This is a genomic window from Streptomyces chengmaiensis, from assembly GCF_029846775.1.
GTDB classification, from domain to species: Bacteria; Actinomycetota; Actinomycetes; order Streptomycetales; family Streptomycetaceae; genus Streptomyces; species Streptomyces chengmaiensis.
Window position 1 is genome coordinate 42,019 of sequence record NZ_JARWBG010000023.1, and the last position, 14,224, is coordinate 56,242.

The following is a 14,224-nucleotide window of genomic DNA, read 5'->3' on the forward strand; positions in this document are numbered from 1 at the left end:
GCTTTGAACGGCGGGGGCTTTGAACGGCAGGTCTCTCAACGCCGGGACTCCGAACGACAGGGCCGCCCGATCGACCCCACTTCGAAAATCTGCCTGCTGGAACGGCCGACCGCTGAACGCCCGGCCGGTTCATTGCGTACCTCTCATTGCCGTCGAGCGGCTTGAGTACGCCCGTCGGTCGGCTGTTGGTTGCCAGATAACGCATCGGCTATGGAGGCAGGCACATTGTTGCGGCGCATCAACGGGACGGCATTGATCACCGGGGCACTCGTCGCCACGGTAGGGGCACTGGCATTCCCCGTGTGGTCGTACGCCGACCGCTCCGGCACCGGACAGGACCACCTCAACGCCTCGTCCGTCGCCACACAGTGGGGGCCGCTCTCGGCCACCGACCGCGACTTCCTCGTGAAGGTGCGGCTCGCCGGGCTGTGGGAGCTGCCGGCCGGGCAGCAGGCTATGGAGCGCGCCCCGAGCCAGGCGATCCGGGACGCGGGGGACCATCTGGTCGTGGGCCACTCCGATCTGGACAAGCGGGCCCGCGACGTGGCGGCGAAGCTCGGTGTGGAGCTGCCGAACCAGCCCACCGAGCAGCAGCAGGGCTGGCTGCGGGAGCTGTCGGCGGCGCAGGGCGTCGAGTACGAGCGCAAGTTCGCGCAGATTCTGCGGGAGTCGCACGGGAAGGTGTTCGGTCTGATCGCCAAGGTGCGGCACAACACGCGGAACACTCTGATCCGGCAGCTGGCGTCGGATGCGAACCAGACGGTGCTGGACCACATCACGATGCTGGAGCAGACCGGGCGCGTGGACTTCGACGAGATCGCCAACGAGGAGGCCGGCGGGTCGACGGCCAGCCCCACCGGACCGCCGCCGCCGAACGGGAACCTGCCGCCCGCGCCCAACCCGGCGACGCCGGGGCCCGGCCAGACGTTCACCTCGCAGCCCTCGACCCAGCCGGGAGCGCCTACGGCGATCAACACCAACCGCCCGCCGGTGGCCGGGGGCGGCCAGCCGGAAGCCCCGTAGGGCTCCGGGCGAAGCTCAAATAAACCTCTGAACGTCCCCCGTTCGGATTCAGCACGGCCCGGCTGGGCGAAGACCTCTGAGGAACCGCCGACGGAAACGCCTGGTGGAGGAGGGGGACGAGATGGAGCTCGGGATCGGAATCGGCTGGCGGCCGGAGATTGCGGACACGGTGGAACGGCTGCCCGGCGTCGACTGGGTGGAGGTGGTCGCCGAGAACGTCTGCCCCGGCCATCTGCCCGGCTCGCTGTCCCGGATGCGCGCCCGCGGCACACGGATCGTGCCGCACGGCGTCTCGCTGGGGCTGGGCGGCGCGGACCGGCCCGACGAGCACCGGCTCACCGCGCTGGCGGAGCGTGCCGAGGCGCTGGGCGCGCCGCTGGTGACGGAGCACATCGCGTTCGTACGGGCCGGGGGCGGGCTGACCGCGACGCAGGCGCTGGAGGCGGGCCATCTGCTGCCGGTGCCGCGCACCCGGGACGCGCTGAAGGTGCTGTGCGAGAACGTGCGGATCGCGCAGGACAGCCTGCCGGCGCCGCTGGCGCTGGAGAACATCGCGGCGCTGATCTCCTGGCCGGACGAGGAGTTGACCGAGGGGCAGTTCCTCGCCGAGCTGGTGGAGCGGACGGGGGTCCGGCTGCTGATCGACGTGGCCAATCTGCACACCAACCACGTCAACCTCGGCCACGACCCGGTGCGGGCCCTGGACCTGCTGCCGGTCGAGTCGATCGCGTATGTGCACGTCGCGGGCGGGGTGGCGCGCGACGGGGTGTGGCATGACACCCACGCCCATCCGGTGCCGCCGGAGGTGCTGGACATCCTCGCCGAACTCCGCTCCCGCACGGACCCGCCCGGGGTGCTGCTGGAACGCGACGACGCGTTTCCGCCCAAGGAGGAGCTCGCCGCGGAACTGACGGCGATCCGCACCACCCTGGCCCGCGCGGCGCGGGAAGCGCTGCGGGTGGGGGCGCACCCGGCCCACCCGGATGCCCGGGACACCCCCCGGCACACCCCTGCGCCGCCGCGAGCGCACGACGCGGAGACCGAGACCGAGATCCCGGCCGCCGCCGCACCGGGTACGGCCGCCTCGCACCGCGAGTCGCCGACGCCCGCGGACCCGGCCGCCGTGGCGGCCGGACGCCGGCAGTCCGGCGCGCGACCGCAGCGAGTGCCCGCCACCGCGTGCGCGGCGCGGACCGCGGACACGCACCGCCCGAGCACGCCGGAACCCACCGGCCGCCGGTCCCCCGCCACCGCAGGAACGCGAACCGCGGACGCGGCCCCTCCCGGCACACCGGCCCCGGCGCGCGGCCGGTCCTGTGACTCCGACGGTGAGGCCCGGACGGCCGGCCGCGTCCCACCCCATCGGCCGGAGCGGCACGGCACGTTCACGACCGCCGTGCTCGCCCCGGCGCCCGGGCGGCGGGCGGCGGACGGCGTCGGCGCTCCGGAGGGGAGCGGCCGCGGCCGGGCCACGACGGGAGTCACTGCGGCGGGGCCGGCGACCCGCGCGAACGCCGCGAACGCCGCCGACGAGGCCGACGACGCCGTGCGGGTGCGGTTGGGGATCGGGCAGGCCGCCGTCTTGTCGGCGCTGGTGGCCGGGACCCCCGCGCCCGAAGGGTTCGACTCGCGGCGGATGCGGGTGCAGAGCCGCGCGCTGTCCGCCAAGCGGGCCGACGTCGTCGCCAAGGTCGCCCCCGAGCTGCCGGAGATCCTCGGCGGCGGCTATCGCGACGCGTTCCTCGCCTACGCGAGGAACCGCCCGATGCGTTCCGGCTACCGCCGCGACGCCCTCGACTTCGCCGCGCATCTGCTGGCCTCCGGACGTGTCACGGACGTGAGGGTCCGCCGCCGGCTCACGCTGTGGCATGACGAGCGAGCCGCCGCCCGCCCGCCGCTGCGGGCGACCAGGTTCGTGCGGGCAGCCCGCGCCGCGCTCACCATTCGCTGAACCATGCGACGCGATGTCACGAAGCGGTAACGCTCGGTCCGTTGCGGCGGACGCCCCATGGCGCACTCAAGGACGCCTCGCGTACAACTCGCACATGTACTCCGGCATATACGGGGATGTCTTCTGGGTTCTGCTGCTTCTGGTGGCCTGGGCCGCGGCCGGGCTGAGCTGCGTACGGCTGTGCCGTGCCGCCGTCGACGCCGCGCGCCCCGCCCCGCCGGCCCCGCCGGACGGGCAGCCCGGCACGGTCGGCGGGGCGCAGCCGCTGAGCCTGTACGAGGCGGCGTTCCTCGCCGGCGGGCCGCACCGGGTCGCCGACCTCACGCTCGTCTCGCTGCACCGCCGCCGGCGGCTGCTGCTGGCGCACACCGGCTGGGCCACCGTCGTGGACCCGGAGGGCGGGGACGACCTGGAACGCTCGGTCATCGGCGCGATCGGACCGGCGGGCCAGGCGCGGATCGCCGCCGTACGGGCCGCCGCGTGCGCCGCAGGGGCGGTGCGCGCCCTCGGCGACGGCCTCGTACGCGCCGGGCTCGCCGTCCCCGAAGCCGCGCGGGCGCAGGTCTCCTCGGCGGTGCGGACCGTACGGGCCGCCGCCGCCCTCACCGTCGCGCTGGCCGCGGTCGCACAACTGACCTTCCCTCAGGGGCCCGGCGGCGGGGCGCCGGTGCTCGGCTGGTTCGCGCTGCCCCTCGTCCTCACCCTGGGCTGTCTGGCCATCGCCCGCATCGAGGTCCACCCGTACAGCACCTGGGCCTCCCCCGACGGGCAGCGGCTGCTCGGGACGCTCTCCCGCGGCGGGCGCGAGGGCCGCGACGGCGAGCGCGAGGTGCTGACCGCCGTTGCCGTACGGGGGGTGCGCGCGCTCGACGATCCCGCCCTGCGCGCGGCGCTCGCGCCGGGGCGTACGGCGCATCGGGGTCATTGACGCCGACACCGGGCCGCGGTGCTTTACTTCGCCAAACCGCTCTGCTGATGATCCTTTCGTCTATGGCCTCTGCGTCTGTGTGTCTGTGTGCGTGTCCACGGCTGCGGAGCCGCCGCCCGCACGAAGGGAACGCGATGAGAGCAACCGCGCTCAAGGGGGCCGCTGCCGGCCTCACCTCCTTGGCTCTGACCGCCGTCGCCGTCACTCCCGCGGGCAGCGCACCCCTCTCGTCTCCCGAGGCCGCACACCAGACCGCACAGCGGACCGCAGCGGAGGCGGCAGGCTGGGCGGAGGCCGCGGGCGTCGAGATCGCCGCCGCCCACGCGGCTGTCTCCGGCGTCGACTTCGGCAGCTGCCACAAGGACGAGAAGCTGCCCGCGACCGTGGAGTGCGGCGCCGTCACGGTCCCCCTCGACTACGCCGACCCCGCCGGCGAGCAGATCGAACTGACCGTCAGCCGCATCACGGCCCGCGGCGAGCCCGCCGAGCACCAGGGCGCCCTCGTCTACAACCCCGGCGGCCCCGGCGCGTCCAGCATGTACTTCCCTCTGCTCGGCGGGCTCAAGGAGTGGAAGGGGATCGCCCAGGCATACGACCTGGTCGGCTATGCGCCGCGCGGTGTGGCCCGCTCGGCTCCGCTGTCCTGCCAGGACCCCGCCGACTTCGCCAAGGCCCCCACCCAGGCCCCGTCGCACCCCTCCCCCTCGTACAAGAAGGAGCGGATCGCCGAGGCGAAGGCGTACGCACGCGGCTGCGCCCACCGGAACGGGCCGGCGCTGCGCCACTACCACTCCCTCAACAACGCCCGCGATCTGGAAGTGCTGCGCGCGGCGCTCGGCGAGCGGAAGCTGACGTTCATGGGCGCTTCGTACGGCACGTACGTCGGCGCCCTGTACGCCACGCTCTACCCCTCCCGGGTCCACCGTATGGTCTTCGACTCGGCGGTCGACCCCGACCCGCGGCAGATCTGGTACCACAACAACCTCGACCAGTCGCTGGCCTTCGAAGCCCGCTGGGCGGACTTCCGCACCTGGACCGCCCGCCACGACGACGTCTACGGACTCGGCTCGACGGCCGAGGAGGTGGCGCGCAGCTATGAGAAGGTGCGGGCCCGGCTGGCGTACCGCCCCGCGGGCGGGACGGTCGGCCCCGGTCAGCTGCATGCGGCGATGCTGGGAGTGGCCTACTACGACGACTACTGGCCGCGGCGGGCGACGGCGCTCTCGGAGTTCCTCAAGGGCAACGACGAGCGGCTGATCGAGCAGGCCGCGCCGAAGGCGGAGACGGCGAAGGCCCGGGAGAACGGCAACGCCGTCTACACGGCCATCGAGTGCAATGACGCGTCCTGGCCGACCCAGTGGGAGGTGTGGGACCGCGACAACAGCGAACTGGCCCTGAAGGCGCCCTTCGAGACCTGGGACAACGCCTGGATGAACCTTCCGTGCGCCTACTGGTCCGAGCCGCGGCAGCGGCCGCTCGACGTGGGCGCCGGGGAAGGCGAGCTGCCGCCGACGCTGATCCTGGCCGCGGAGCGGGACGCGGCGACGCCGTACGCGGGTGCCCTGGAGCTGCAGCGGCGGCTGGCGGGCTCGGCGCTGGTCACCGAGCTGGGAGCGGGCACGCACGGCATCGGGGGCGGCGCCAACGCCTGTGTCAACGCGCACATGGAGCGCTATCTGCTGACCGGGAAGACGCCGGAGCGGCGCGCTGCGTGCGCGCCGCACCCGGTGCCCGACCCGGTGTCGCTGGAGCAGCACGCGGAGACCGGGAGGGTTCCGCGAGCCGTCTGATCTTCCGGGTTCCCCGGCAGGCCGTCGGCCTGCCGACGGCCGGGGCCGCCGCCGGTGAAGGCGGACGCCCCGGCCGTCGCGTTCCCCACGCCTCGAGCGGCCTCGGGCGGCAGCCGCAGGCGGACTCAAGCGACCTTGAAGCGACCTTGAAGCGGCCTTGGGCGGCCGCAGGGCGGCTCAGGCGGCCTCAGGCCAGACCGGCCACCAGGTCCGCGACCGACTTGCGGCGGCCGGTGAAGAAGGGAACCTCCTCACGGACGTGCATCCGCGCCTCGGAGCCCCGCAGATGCCGCATCAGGTCGACGATCCGGTACAGCTCGTCCGCCTCGAAGGCGAGCAGCCACTCGTAGTCGCCGAGCGAGAACGACGCCACCGTGTTGGCGCGTACGTCCGGGAAGCCGCGGGCCATCTTGCCGTGGTCGGCGAGCATCCGGCGGCGGTCCTCGTCCGGCAGCAGGTACCAGTCGTAGGAGCGCACGAAGGGGTAGACCGAGACGTAGTTGCGGGGCGTCTCGTCGGCCAGGAAGGCCGGGATGTGCGACTTGTTGAACTCGGCGGGGCGGTGCAGCGCCATGTTCGACCAGACCGGCTCCAGCGCCCGGCCGAGCCCGGTGCGGCGGAAGAGGTTGTACGCCTCCTGGAGCTCGTCCGCGGTCTCCGCGTGCCACCAGATCATCAGGTCGGCGTCGGCGCGCAGCCCGGAGACGTCGTAGGCGCCGCGCACGGTGACGTCCTTGGCGGCGAGCTTGTCGAACAGCTCCTGGACCTCGGCCGCGCACGCCGCGCGGTCGGTGTCGGCGGGGAGCACGTCGCGCAGCTTGAAGACGGACCACAGCGTGTAGCGGATGACCTCGTTGAGGTCCTTGGCCTTCTTGCCGGCGTTCGGGATCTTTTCGGGGGCGGTCATGAGGCTATTGTCCCGCGTCCTGTCCGGCGCTCCGCGCCAGGGTGGGCATGGCGAGGATCTCGTCCGCCGCCCGGTGGGCGCTCGCGATGCAGGCGGGGATGCCGACGCCGTCGTACACCGCCCCGCAGACCCGGAGTCCGGGCAGCTTGGCGACCTCCTCGCGGATGCGGGCGACGCGTGCCGGATGGCCGACGGGGTACTGCGGAAGGCCGCCGATCCAGCGGGTCACCTCGGCGGCCACGGGCCGGGCGGCCAGGCCGGCCGCCTCGCCGAGGTCGGCCAGGGAGGCCGCGACCAGTTCATGGTCCTCGCGATGGAGCTGCTCCTCCTCGCCGTATCTGCCGAGGGAGGTGCGCAGCACGAACAGGTCGGGGGCGGCGCGGTCGAGCCAGCCCCACTTGCGGGTGGAGAAGGTGGACGCCTTGATCGCGCGGCCGTCGACGGGCGGCACCAGGAAGCCGCTGCCGTCCGGCAGTCCCCGGCCCGCACCCGCCCCGGCCAGGTCGGTGCGGCGGAAGGCGAGGGTGACCAGCGCCATGGAGGCGTACTCGACGCGGGCGAGCTCCGCGGACGCCGCCGGTGACTCGTCGGCTAGCAGCGCGGAGGCGGACCAGGCGGGGGCGGCCAGGACCACGCCGTCGGCGGTGAACGTGCGCTCGTCGGTGCGGATCCGCCAGCCGCCGCCGGCGGCGCGGGCGAGGTCGACGACGGGCGTCTCGGTGAGGATCCGCCCTCCGTGGGCGCGGACGGCGGCGGCCACCGCGTCCGGCAGCAGCCCGACGCCGCCCTCGATGCCTGTGAAGACCGGGCCGGCGCCCGGCTGTGCCGCGGCGGCCTCGGCCTGGACCTCCCGTACGGCGGCGAGCAGCGAGGCGTGTCCGCGGGCGGCCTCGAAGAGGCGGGGGACGGCTGCACGCATCGAGATGCGGTACGCGTCGCCCGCGTACACCCCGCCGAGCAGCGGCTCCACCAGCCGGTCGACGACCTCGCGGCCGAGCCGCTCGGCCACAAGGGCGCCGATCGCGACGTCGTCGCCGAGTTCGGCGGGCGGCAGCTCCGGCTCGCGGGCGATGCGGTCGACGGCCTCGGCGGAGAGCAGCCCGGCGAGCGCGGCGGGGTCGCCGGGGACGCCCATCACATGGCCCTTGGGCATCGGGCGGAGCGCGCCGCGGGTCCAGACGGAGGCGGAGGCGGTGGCGGGCGGCTGGAGCCGGTCGCCGAGTCCCGCGGCTCTGGCCAGTTCGACGGCCTCGGGGCGGCGGGCGAGCATGGACTCGGCGCCCAGGTCGACCTGCGCGCCCGCGATCTCTCCCGTCTGCAGCTTGCCGCCGAGGCGGCTGGCAGCCTCCAGCAGCGTGACCCTCGCACCGGAGCCTACGAGCCGGTGCGCGGCCGCGAGCCCGGCGATGCCGCCTCCGATGACGACGACATGAGCCGCATCCGCGTGAGCCGTGCCTGTGTCCGCGTTCATGCGGTCCACTCTCTCAGACCGCTCTGCCCGTCGATCACCCCGTGCAGACGTGGTCACGGCGCATAGGTTGTGCGTCATGAGTCGTATGCGTCGTACGAGTGGTGGGAAATGGGAACGGCTTGTGGTCGTCGGCGGCGATGCGGCGGGCATGTCCGCCGCATCGCGGGCACGCCGGCTGAAGGGCCCCGAAGAGCTGGAGATCACGGCGTTCGAGCGCGGGCGGTTCAGCTCGTACTCGGCGTGCGGCATTCCGTACTGGGTGGGCGGTGCGGTCGCGGACCGCGACGCGCTGGTCGCGCGTACGCCCGAGGAGCACCGCGAGCGCGCCATCGATCTGCGGATGCGCACGGAGGTGACCGAGATCGACGTGGCCGCCGGGCGGGTGCGTGCGCGTGATCTGTCGACGGGGGCGCAGACGTGGACCGGCTACGACAAGCTCGTCATCGCGACCGGGGCACGGCCCGTGCGCCCGCCCATCCCGGGCATCGACGCGCCGGGCGTACACGGGGTGCAGACCCTGGACGACGGTCAGGCGCTGCTGGATGCCCTCGAAGAGATCGAAGGCCGGGACGGCAGGCGCGCCGTGGTCGTGGGCGCGGGGTACATCGGCGTCGAGATGGCGGAGGCGCTGATGCGCCGCGGCTACACCGTGACGCTCGTCGACCGCCGCGAGCAGCCGATGGCGACGCTGGACCCGGACATGGGCGCGCTGGTGCGCGGCGCACTGGACGATCTGGGCGTCACGACGGTGAGCGGCGCCGAGGTCGTCGGGATCCTCACCGGCGACGACGGGCGGGCCCGCGGGGTGGCCGTGAAGGACGCGGAGTACCCGGCGGACGTGGTGGTGCTCGGCATCGGCGTACGCCCGGAGACCGGCCTCGCCCGCGCGGCGGGCCTGCCCCTGGGGGTGTACGGAGGGCTGCTCACCGATCTGTCGATGCGGGTGCGCGGCTGCGGGAACATCTGGGCGGGCGGCGACTGTGTGGAGGTGCTCGACCTGGTCTCCGGGCGGGAGCGCCATATCGCCCTGGGCACGCACGCCAACAAGCACGGCCAGGTGATCGGCGCGAACGTCGCCGGCGGCTACGGCACGTTCCCGGGGGTGGTGGGGACAGCCGTCAGCAAGGTCTGCGACCTGGAGATCGCGCGGACCGGGCTGCGGGAGAAGGACGCTCAGGCGGTGGGCCTGAAGTACGTCACCGCGACCATCGAGGCGACCAACAGCGCCGGGTACTACCCCGGGGCCGCCCCGATGACCGTCAAGATGCTCGCCGAACGCCGCACGGGGCGTCTGCTCGGCGTGCAGATCGTGGGGCGGGAGGGCGCGGGCAAGCGCGTCGACGTCGCGGCGACGGCGCTGACGGCAGGCATGACCGTGGAGCAGCTGACGGCGCTGGACCTGGGCTACGCCCCGCCGTTCTCCCCGGTGTGGGACCCGGTCCTGGTGGCGGCGAGGCGGGCGGCCGCCGCCGTGCGCGACGCAGGCTGAGCCCGCCTCCCGGCCTTCCCGCCCCCCTAGCGTGCGGTCTCGGTGTGGACGAACTCGACCAGTCGGGTCAGCGCGTCGGCGTCGGTCGTCGGCAGGACGCCGTGGCCGAGGTTGAAGACATGCCCCTCGAGGCCCGCCGCCGCGGCGAGGACCTCGCGGGTCTTGGTCTCGACCGCCTCGGGCGTGGCGAACAGGACGGCCGGGTCCAGGTTCCCCTGGAGCGCCTTGCCGGGCCCGACCCTGCGGGCCGCCTCGTCGAGCGGCACCCGCCAGTCGACGCCGACGACGTCCGCCCCCGCCTCGCCGAGGAGGCCGAGGAGTTCCCCGGTGCCCACGCCGAAGTGAATGCGCGGGACGCCGTGCTCGGCGACGGCCTGGAAGACCTTGGCGGACGCCGGCAGCACCGATCGCCGGTAGTCCGCCGGGGCCAGCACCCCGACCCAGGAGTCGAAGAGCTGGACGGCCGACGCGCCCGCCTCGATCTGGACCTTCAGGAAGGACGAGGTGATCGCGGCGAGGCGGTCGAGCAGATCGGCCCACAGCTGCGGGTCGCCGTACATCAGCGCCTTGGTGTGCTCGTGGTTGCGGGACGGCCCGCCCTCCACGAGATAGCTGGCGAGGGTGAAGGGGGCTCCCGCGAACCCGATCAGCGGGGTCTCGCCCAGCTCGCCGGTGAGCAGCCCGATGGCCTCGGTGACGTACCAGACGTCCTCCGGGGTCAGCTCGCGCAGCCGCGCCAGGTCCGCACGCGACCGGATCGGCTCGGCGACGACGGGGCCGACGCCCGGCTTGATGTCGAGGTCGACGCCGATGGCCTTGAGCGGCACGACGATGTCGCTGAAGTAGATCGCCGCGTCGACCTTGTGGCGGCGCACCGGCTGCATGGTGATCTCGCTGACAAGCTCGGGCCGCATGCAGGATTCGAGCATGGGGATGCCCTCGCGCACCTTGAGGTACTCGGGGAGCGAACGCCCCGCCTGCCGCATGAACCAGACCGGCGTGTGCGGCACCGGCTCGCGCCGGCACGCCTTGAGGAACGTCGAGTCGTACGTCGTCGTCTGCGGGCCCGGCGGCCGGCCCGATGGGCTGTCGTTGGCGGTCACGCCCAGAATCTTCGCACGTGCTCGTGAAGTGCCCGCTTCGGCCCGGGTGTCCTTCCCTGCGCAATGCCCCCGTTCCGCCTACTCTTCCCCGCATGGCTGCGCCTCAGGGACACTTTTCCGATCATTCCAACAGCTCCGAGAGCGGGCGCGGTCGCGCGGCGGAGAACGAGGGGGACCACGAAGGAGGGTCGGTCCCGCACGCGTTCCGGCTCGCGGTCGAAGCGCTGCGGTCCGCGCGGCTGCGCCCGGAGATCGAAATGGACCCGACACGTCCCCCGCAGCGGCTGGCACCGTACTCGTACGCCCTGGAGGCGGCGGTCGTCCAGGACGAGGAGGACCTGGCGGACGGCCGTCTGGTGCTGCTGTACGACCCGGCCGGGCACGACGCCTGGCGGGGGACGTTCCGGCTGGTGACGCTGGTGCGCGCGGAACTGGAGCCGGAGATGGCGGCGGATCCGCTGCTGCCGGAGGTCTGCTGGTCGTGGCTGACGGGGGCGCTTGAGGCAAGGGGCCTGGAGTACGGGGAGCCGAGCGGGACCGTCACCCGCGCGGGGTCTCACTATTTCGGTGGACTCGCGGAACGGCGTCCGGCCTCGCAGATCGAGATCCGCGCGTCCTGGACACCGGCCGAGTCGCCGCACGGCGTCCCGGACACGGCGTCCCACCTCACGGCCTGGTGCGATCTGCTGTGCCAGATCGCCGGCCTGCCGCCCGCCCCGGCCGGCGGGGACGCCGGCACGGGCGTGGTCTCCCTGCCGCAGCGGCGCGGCCCCCAGCAGCACTGAGGCCACGCCGTGCGGGACGCGCGGAGGGAGACTGCCCCGGAGCAGCCGGCCGGCGGCCGAGACGGAGCCGACGCGGTCCGGCGACGCCCCGACGGGGCGCGGGGCGGTATCGACGGGCGGCTCCGCCGCGTGGGCGCAGCCGGGCCACGATGTGCCCGCATGCGCTCGACGGCCGATCTCGCGGACTTCGCCCGGGGTGTTCGGCCCGTACGCTGACGCGGGCAGCCGGGCAGCCGGGCAAGCAGGCCACGCGGGGCAGCCGGGCAAGCAGGCCATGCAGGGCAGCCGGGCGGGCAGGCCACGCGGGAAGCCTCTGTGAGCGTCCCGGCGGGGGCCATGCGCGCCGGGCGCAAGCGCCGCGCACGCCTCGGGCGGCGGGGCACTCGGGCGCGCACGCATCACCCAAGCGCGCTGCTCCGGACGGCTTCCTCGTAGGATGATCGATCACCCGTCCGAATTGCCCGGATTGTTACTCACCAAATCGTGATCATTCTCTAAAGGACGCCGGGATTGGTGCCGAAGAGGTCAGTGACCCTAACTGCACGGTTCGCCCCGGCTTCATCCCCGAGCCGGCCCGTCCCGCACCTTCCCCAGGAGGCCTGGTGTCCGTTCTTCTCGAGCAGCCCGCAAGCCTGGTCGCCTACCGCCCGAACAAGCCGACGGCCATGGTCGTCGTCGCCGACCCGCGCGTCCGCTCCACCGTCACCCGTCACCTGTGGGCGCTGGGAGTGCGTGACGTCATCGAGGCATCGTCCATCGCGGAGGCCCGTCCCCGAATCGGCAACCCGCGCGACATCTGCGTGGCCGACGTCCACCTGCCCGACGGTTCCGGGCTGACCCTGCTGTCCGAGACCCGTGCCGCGGGCTGGCCCAACGGCCTGGCGCTCTCCGCGGCCGACGACATCGGCGCCGTGCGCAACGCCCTCGCCGGAGGCGTCAAGGGCTACGTCGTCACCGGCACCCGGACCAACATCGGGCATCCGGCCCGCCCCGGCGTCTCCCCGATCGGCGCCGCGGCCGGCCGAATGCACCGCCGCCCCCCGGGCGCCCCCAGCCACCCCGGCGGCTACCGCGAGCTGTCCGGCCGCGAGGTCGAGGTGCTGCGGCTGGTCGCCGAAGGGCAGTCGAACAAGGCCATCGGCGTCTCGATGGGGCTGTCCGCGCTGACCGTGAAGAGCCACCTCGCCCGCATCGCGCGCAAGCTCGGCACCGGCGACCGGGCCGGCATGGTCGCGGTGGCACTGCGCACGGGCATCATCCACTGACCCCGGCCCCCGCCCCCGCGCCCGTCGACGGAACGTTCCGTCGACGGGCGCCTCCCGTTCACAGATACCCTTGACACGTGACCGACGCCCAAGAGACCGCAGCAGAGTCAGCACTGCGAACCGCCGGGGGCGCTCCTCCGGACGACGGCGTCGCAGCCGCCGAGGCCCCCATCCCCCTTCTGGAGCCCCGCGAGGGGGTTCCGCCGGTGATCGCCACGCAGGAGGCGCTGGACGAGGCGACCGCCGCTTTCGCGCGCGGCCGCGGCCCGGTGGCCGTCGACGCCGAGCGGGCGTCCGGCTACCGCTACGGACAGCGCGCCTATCTGGTGCAGCTCCGCCGGGCGGGCGCGGGCACGGCGCTCATCGACCCCGTAGGCTGCCCCGATCTCTCCGGGCTGGGCGAGGCGCTGGCCGGCGCGGAGTGGATCCTGCACGCGGCTACCCAGGACCTGCCGTGCCTGCGGGAGATAGGCATGCTCCCCTCCCGGCTGTTCGACACCGAGCTGGCCGGACGGCTCGCGGGGTTTCCGCGGGTCGGGCTGGGCGCGATGGTGGAGAGCGTCCTCGGGTACGCGCTGGAGAAGGGCCACTCGGCGGTCGACTGGTCCACCCGGCCGCTGCCCGACCCCTGGCTGCGGTACGCGGCGCTCGACGTGGAGCTGCTGATCGATCTGCGCGACGCGCTGGAGAAGGAGCTCGACCGGCAGGGCAAGCTGGAGTGGGCCCGCCAGGAATTCGACGCGATCGCCTCGGCGCCGCCCCCGCAGCCGCGCAAGGACCCCTGGCGCCGCACGTCCGGCATGCACAAGGTGCGCCGCCGCCGTCAGATGGCGGTGGTGCGGGAGCTGTGGACGGCGCGGGACAAGGTGGCCCAGCGGCGTGACGTCTCCCCCGGAAAGGTGCTCGGCGACGGGGCGATCGTGGAGGCGGCGCTCGCCATGCCCGCGAACGTGCACGCGCTGACCGGGCTGCCGGGCTTTGGCCACCGGATGGGGCGGAGGCAGCTCGAGCACTGGCAGGCCGCGGTGGACCGGGCGAAGGCGCTTCCGGACGCGGAGCTGCCGCAGCCGGGCCAGCCCCTGAACGGCCCCCCGCCGCCCCGGTCGTGGGCGGACAAGGACCCGGCTGCGGCCGCCCGGCTCTCCGCGGCGCGGGCGGCGGTGTCGGCGCTCGCCGAGGAGCTCGGACTGCCGCAGGAGAATCTGATCACGCCGGACACGGTGCGCCGGGTGTGCTGGGAGCCGCCGGCCGAGCCGACGCCCGAGGCGGTGCGCACGGCGCTGGCCTCCCACGGCGCACGCCCCTGGCAGATCGACCAGGTCGCCCCGCTCCTGACCCGCGCACTCACGGCGAAGCCCTGACCCCTGGCCTGACCACTTGAACGGTCCGGCCCCTTGCCGAACGGCCCGGCCCCTGCCCCCTCAGGAGCAGGGGCCTTCGTCTGCGCCCCGGCACCGGGCGAACCCCGGGCCTCTGCCCTGCCTCAGCGGCGCGCAGACGCCGCCGCCCCGG

11 protein-coding genes are annotated in these 14,224 nt (G+C 74.0%); 8 read left to right on the forward strand and 3 right to left on the reverse strand.

Features of this window, described 5'->3' with window-relative positions; translation table 11 throughout:
* Positions 1-228: 228 nt before the first annotated feature.
* From QCN29_RS20245 to QCN29_RS20260, 4 genes are all read left to right on the forward strand, one after another.
* Entirely contained in the window at positions 229-1,023 is a 795-nt protein-coding gene (locus tag QCN29_RS20245; RefSeq protein ID WP_279929846.1) for a DUF4142 domain-containing protein, read from the forward strand.
* Positions 1,024-1,144: 121 nt separating this feature from the next.
* The gene (locus tag QCN29_RS20250) at positions 1,145-2,974 is read left to right on the forward strand and encodes a multinuclear nonheme iron-dependent oxidase (RefSeq protein ID WP_279929799.1); all 1,830 of its coding nucleotides are present in this window, start codon (positions 1,145-1,147) and stop codon (positions 2,972-2,974) included.
* A gap of 94 nt (positions 2,975-3,068) precedes the next feature.
* Positions 3,069-3,902, forward strand: coding sequence for a TIGR04222 domain-containing membrane protein (locus QCN29_RS20255; RefSeq protein ID WP_279929800.1), 834 nt, complete (start codon positions 3,069-3,071; stop codon positions 3,900-3,902).
* Between the two features lie 134 nt (positions 3,903-4,036).
* On the forward strand, positions 4,037-5,692 hold the full coding sequence (locus QCN29_RS20260; RefSeq protein WP_279929801.1) for an alpha/beta hydrolase: 1,656 nt from the start codon (positions 4,037-4,039) through the stop codon (positions 5,690-5,692).
* Between the two features lie 187 nt (positions 5,693-5,879).
* On the opposite strand, the gene hemQ is transcribed toward QCN29_RS20260, so the two are convergent.
* The gene (gene hemQ, locus QCN29_RS20265; protein ID WP_279929802.1) at positions 5,880-6,599 is read right to left on the reverse strand and encodes a hydrogen peroxide-dependent heme synthase; all 720 of its coding nucleotides are present in this window, start codon (positions 6,597-6,599) and stop codon (positions 5,880-5,882) included.
* Between the two features lie 4 nt (positions 6,600-6,603).
* A complete protein-coding gene (gene hemG / locus QCN29_RS20270) occupies positions 6,604-8,070 on the reverse strand; it encodes a protoporphyrinogen oxidase (RefSeq protein WP_279929803.1) in 1,467 nt (488 codons plus the stop codon).
* A gap of 76 nt (positions 8,071-8,146) precedes the next feature.
* Here hemG and QCN29_RS20275 point away from each other — a divergent pair, with 76 nt between their 5' ends.
* The gene (locus QCN29_RS20275) at positions 8,147-9,559 is read left to right on the forward strand and encodes an FAD-dependent oxidoreductase (protein WP_398859551.1); all 1,413 of its coding nucleotides are present in this window, start codon (positions 8,147-8,149) and stop codon (positions 9,557-9,559) included.
* Positions 9,560-9,585: 26 nt separating this feature from the next.
* Here the strand turns inward: QCN29_RS20275 and hemE are convergent, their stop codons facing one another.
* Complete coding sequence (gene hemE / locus QCN29_RS20280; protein WP_279929804.1) at positions 9,586-10,662, reverse strand: uroporphyrinogen decarboxylase; 1,077 nt, start codon at positions 10,660-10,662, stop codon at positions 9,586-9,588.
* Between the two features lie 92 nt (positions 10,663-10,754).
* Here hemE and QCN29_RS20285 point away from each other — a divergent pair, with 92 nt between their 5' ends.
* The 3 genes from QCN29_RS20285 to QCN29_RS20295 all read left to right on the forward strand — a co-directional run bounded on the left by QCN29_RS20285 (position 10,755) and on the right by QCN29_RS20295 (position 14,073).
* Positions 10,755-11,447 (forward strand): DUF3000 domain-containing protein, encoded by a 693-nt coding sequence (locus tag QCN29_RS20285; protein WP_240136703.1) that lies wholly within the window; start codon positions 10,755-10,757, stop codon positions 11,445-11,447.
* A gap of 602 nt (positions 11,448-12,049) precedes the next feature.
* Positions 12,050-12,712 carry a response regulator transcription factor gene (locus QCN29_RS20290; RefSeq protein ID WP_240136704.1) on the forward strand — a complete coding sequence of 221 codons (663 nt, stop codon included), beginning with the start codon at positions 12,050-12,052 and terminating at the stop codon, positions 12,710-12,712.
* A gap of 77 nt (positions 12,713-12,789) precedes the next feature.
* Complete coding sequence (locus QCN29_RS20295; RefSeq protein ID WP_279929805.1) at positions 12,790-14,073, forward strand: ribonuclease D; 1,284 nt, start codon at positions 12,790-12,792, stop codon at positions 14,071-14,073.
* Positions 14,074-14,224: the final 151 nt, after the last annotated feature.

Excerpts from the sequence above, each read along its gene's own strand:
- QCN29_RS20250 (WP_279929799.1), top strand. The coding sequence starts at position 1,145 with ATGGAGCTCGGGATCGGAATCGGCTGGCGGCCGGAGATTGCGGACACG.
- QCN29_RS20255 (WP_279929800.1), top strand. The coding sequence starts at position 3,069 with ATGTACTCCGGCATATACGGGGATGTCTTCTGGGTTCTGCTGCTTCTG.
- QCN29_RS20260 (WP_279929801.1), top strand. The coding sequence starts at position 4,037 with ATGAGAGCAACCGCGCTCAAGGGGGCCGCTGCCGGCCTCACCTCCTTG.
- hemQ (WP_279929802.1), bottom strand. The coding sequence starts at position 6,599 with ATGACCGCCCCCGAAAAGATCCCGAACGCCGGCAAGAAGGCCAAGGAC.
- hemG (WP_279929803.1), bottom strand. The coding sequence starts at position 8,070 with ATGAACGCGGACACAGGCACGGCTCACGCGGATGCGGCTCATGTCGTC.
- QCN29_RS20275 (WP_398859551.1), top strand. The coding sequence starts at position 8,147 with ATGAGTCGTATGCGTCGTACGAGTGGTGGGAAATGGGAACGGCTTGTG.
- QCN29_RS20285 (WP_240136703.1), top strand. The coding sequence starts at position 10,755 with ATGGCTGCGCCTCAGGGACACTTTTCCGATCATTCCAACAGCTCCGAG.